General features: G+C 72.3%; 5 protein-coding genes. 2 read left to right on the forward strand and 3 right to left on the reverse strand.

Annotated features, from left to right (window positions below):
- A partial coding sequence (locus LOY02_RS17700) for an FAD-dependent monooxygenase (protein ID WP_317183690.1) occupies window positions 1-1,062 on the reverse strand: 1,062 nt, incomplete at its 3' end.
- A 67-nt stretch (window positions 1,063-1,129) separates the two neighbouring features.
- Here LOY02_RS17700 and LOY02_RS17705 point away from each other — a divergent pair.
- On the forward strand, window positions 1,130-1,648 hold the full coding sequence (locus tag LOY02_RS17705) for a hypothetical protein (RefSeq protein WP_317183691.1): 519 nt from the start codon (window positions 1,130-1,132) through the stop codon (window positions 1,646-1,648).
- Here the strand turns inward: LOY02_RS17705 and LOY02_RS17710 are convergent.
- A complete protein-coding gene (locus LOY02_RS17710) occupies window positions 1,619-2,128 on the reverse strand; it encodes an Lrp/AsnC family transcriptional regulator (RefSeq protein WP_317183692.1) in 510 nt (169 codons plus the stop codon). The two genes, LOY02_RS17705 and LOY02_RS17710, sit on opposite strands and share 30 nt — an antisense overlap.
- A gap of 92 nt (window positions 2,129-2,220) precedes the next feature.
- Here LOY02_RS17710 and LOY02_RS17715 point away from each other — a divergent pair, with 92 nt between their 5' ends.
- Complete coding sequence (locus LOY02_RS17715; RefSeq protein WP_317183693.1) at window positions 2,221-3,510, forward strand: MFS transporter; 1,290 nt, start codon at window positions 2,221-2,223, stop codon at window positions 3,508-3,510.
- Here the strand turns inward: LOY02_RS17715 and LOY02_RS19240 are convergent.
- Window positions 3,396-3,686: a nuclear transport factor 2 family protein gene (locus LOY02_RS19240; RefSeq protein ID WP_410505972.1), complete on the reverse strand. Its 291-nt coding sequence runs from the start codon at window positions 3,684-3,686 to the stop codon at window positions 3,396-3,398. The genes LOY02_RS17715 and LOY02_RS19240 overlap by 115 nt on opposite strands.
- Window positions 3,687-3,728 lie beyond the last annotated feature (42 nt).

Consider the following 3,728-nt stretch of genomic DNA (forward strand, 5'->3'; position numbering starts at 1 on the left):
GGCATCGCGAACCGGCACGAGCAGCGGCGAGGCGAGCTGGCCCACCGTGCCCATGAGTCGGGACTGCTGAGCCACGCGACGGGTGCGGGCGCGGCGCGGTGCGTCGTAACGGGCCAAGGCGTCCGGGATGTCGTCCGAGTCGCGGAGCAGGGCACAGAGGGTCGCCGCGTCCTCGAGACCTTGGTTGGCGCCCTGCCCGAGGTTCGGCGTCATCGCGTGCGCGGCGTCGCCGACGAGCACGGCGCGGCCCCGAGCAAAGCTGGCGAGGGGTCGCGCGAGCTCCTCGATCGGCAGCCAGGTGACGACGTCGGCGTCCGTCGCCTGGACCACCGCAGCGATGGGGTCGTGCCAGTCGCCGAAGAGGTCGAGCACCTGGCGGCGCTGGTCGCCCGGCGCCGCGTGTGCCCCGTCCCTCACTGCGAACCAGTAGACGCGACCGTCGGTGAGGGGGACGAGGCCGAACCGCCGCCCGGCACCCCACGTCTCCGAGGGAATCACCCCGGGCATCACCGTGCGCGTGACGCCCCGCCATGCACCGTAGCCAGCGAAGCGCGTCCCCGGGTCGGCAGTGATCTGTGCCCGGGAGCGGGAGCGGATCCCGTCGGCGACGATGACGAGGTCCGCGCGCAACCGTTCCGCGCCTGAGGCACCCTCGCCACCGTCGACCTCGACGAGCCCCTCGGCCGCTGAGACGAGCACTGCCGGTGAGTCGAACCGCACTGTGCCCGAGGGTAGTTCCTCGAGGAGAGCAGCATGGAGCGCTTCGCGGTGGACGACGCGGATGTTGAACAGCGCGGTGTCCGGCGTGCGGGCCAGCCAGTCCCCGCGCGGCGAGCGGATGCCGCCCTGGGTCGGGGCGACGTCCCCGGTGACCCTGCGCAGGGCAGGGCCGAGGCCGAGCGAGTCGAGGGCACTGACGCCGTTGCCGAAGAGCGACAGCCCCGAGCCCTGGGGTCGCGACCGGGGGCCCGACTCCAGGACGGTGACCTCTGCGCCCGCGGCCAGGAGGCCGTGGGCGGTTGCGAGCCCGATCGGTCCGGCGCCGATGACGATGACGTGCATGTGCGGTCCTCTTTCCTGGTCACGTCCTTCTCCACTTGGAGAAGATGCTAGCACCTATCATCTCCGCATGGAGAAGAGCAGTCGCGACCGCCTCGTCGAGGCCGGACTCCAGGTCCTCGGCCGCGACGGCGGCACCCGCTTCTCGGTGCGCGTGACAGAGGCCGAGGCCGCACTGCCCCACGGCAGCGTGCGCCACCACCTCGGCGGCCTCGACGGCCTCCTCGATGCCATGGTCGAGCACCTGCTCCGCGCGGAGATGGAACAGGCCCTGACCAGTCCGGCAGAGACGCTGCGCGACTGGCTCGGGCCCAACCGGGTGCGCACGCAGGCGCGCTACGAGCTCATCACCCAGGCCTTCCGCACGCCCCGGCTCCGCGACGCCATGCTCTCGGCGCGCGATCGCGTCATCGCCGAGGTGGCAGCCGGTCTCGGCCTCTCGCACGACCGGGCCGCCGTCATCGTCGTCGCCATCGACGGGCTCGTGCTCGATGCCCTGCTTCGAGGTGCATCGGAGCTGCGGCCCGGCGCACTGGAGCTGCTTGTCGAGCTCGAGTCCTCAGGTACCGTGCGGACCCCACCCCGCTGAGGACGTGACCGGGCGCTCGGGCGGGACGGGCTCAACCGGTCGGCCGTCGAAGGGGGTCGACAGGACGATGTGGGTGCGCATCTCTCCGTGGGCACCGAGTCGCTCGACGAGGCCCTCGAAGTGGGCCAGGCTCGAGGCCCGCACCTTGAGCATCGTGCAGTGCTCGCCGGAGAGCTTGTGCACCTCGACGACCTCTGGGTAGTCCTCCGAGGCCGTCGTCCGCAGGAGGCAGTCCGCGGGGCGGCACCTCAGCTGGATGAAGGCAAGCACCGGCTGCCCCGCGCGAGCCGCATCGACCCTGGCGCCGTAACCGGCGATGACGCCGTCCCGCTCGAGCCGTCGCACCCGCTCGCCGACCGCCGGGCCCGAAAGGTGGACCCGCTTGCCGAGCTCCTTGTAGGAGAGCCTCCCGTCCTGCTGCAGCTCGCGAACGATCGCCCAGTCGGTGTGGTCGAGCTCCACCGCGTCGAAAGCCTTCATGCCGATCTTCCTTCCGGGGGGAAAGCCGAGGGCCCGGGGAACCGTCACGAGGCCCTTCAATCTCGTAGGCCGGCCTTTCTAGCGTAGAGCGCGTGTCCTCCACCACACACCTCGACAGACCAGCAACGACGCAGGGCCGGCAACACCGAGCCGTCCGCCTCGTCCGGGTCTTTGCGATGCTCGGCGGGTCGTCGCAGTCCCTTGCAGGATCGGCGGCGGCCCTGCTGGCCCGGGAGGTCACGGGGTCGGACGCGGCGGGCGGACTCCCGCAGGCGCTGCTCGTCGTCGGTGCGGGAGCAAGTGCGCTGTGGCTCGCGAGACTCGCTCGGGCGCACGGTCGTGCGCTCTCCCTGGCCGCCGGGGCGCTCACCGCTGCAGTCGGCTGCGCCGCCATGGCCCTGGGTGGCTCGGTCGGCGCGCTCCCGGCGATCCTCGTCGGCAGCCTGCTGCTCGGCGCGGGCAACACGGCCGTCATGCTGTCGCGATATGCCGCGGTGGAGCTGGAGCCGGGACGATCGGCTCCCCGGGCGATGGCCTCGGTCCTCGTCGCCACGTCCGTGGGTGCGGTCATCGGACCCAACCTCATGCAGCCGAGCGGGAGCCTCCTTGCGTCGTTGGACGTGACTCCGCTCATCGGCTCCTACGTCGCGGCGGCCGTGGTCTACCTCGTCGGGGTCGGCATCGTGGTCCGCGCCCGGCTCGACCTGCCGCCCGTCGGCGCGCGGAACCTCCCGATCGATGGGCACACCGGTCGATCCCCCGATGTCGCCACTCCGAACGGCCGCGACGGGGCCCTGCGTCGAGGCCCCTCCGCGCACACCGGGCTCGGAGTCCTCGTCGTCGCCAACCTCGTCATGGTCGGGGTCATGACGATGGCGCCGGTGCACCTGGCCCACCTCGGCGGTTCCCTGTGGGTCATCGGGCTCGTCGTCAGCGCTCACATCGGGGCGATGTTCGGTCCGTCCGCCCTCAGCGGATGGCTCACCGAGCGCATCGGCGCTCACGGGACGGCCCTCGTCTCCGCCGGCGTCCTCGTCGTGGCGTGCGCCGTCGCGGCAACGGCTGGGCACTCGACCTTCTCGCTCGGGGTGGCCATGGTGCTCCTCGGTGCCGGCTGGAACGGCTGCCTCGTCTCGGGGAGCGACCTGCTCACCCGCGGTGTGGCGGCTGGGGACCGGCCGCGTCGCGAGGGCCTCGGCGAGGTCGGGATGGCCGTTGCCGCCGCCGTGGGTGGCGCGACGTCGGGACTGGCCATGGCCCGCTGGGACTACTCCGCGCTGGCCCTCCTCGGCGGACTCGCTGCGTCCACCCTGAGCGCTGGGCTCGTGCTCGCGCTGGTGCTTGGTCGCCGCGTCCGCGCCGACGACGTCTCGCGGACGTAGACCTTGTTGGCGATCCGCCACTCCGTGCCCTCCTGGACAAGGAGGAACGAGTCGGTGAACCGTGCCGGGCCGTGCTCCAGCCGCATCGTCGCGTAGGCCGTGCTGCCGGCCCGACCTGCTCCGGTCACGACCCGCCGGCGGGAGCTCTCGTCCGCCGCAGGGTGACCGGTGAACAGGCCGCAGTAGGTGTCGAGATCCCACGAGGTGAAGGCCCCGTC

The sequence above is a fragment of the Intrasporangium sp. genome (assembly GCF_032907665.1).
Lineage (GTDB): Bacteria > Actinomycetota > Actinomycetes > Actinomycetales > Dermatophilaceae > Intrasporangium.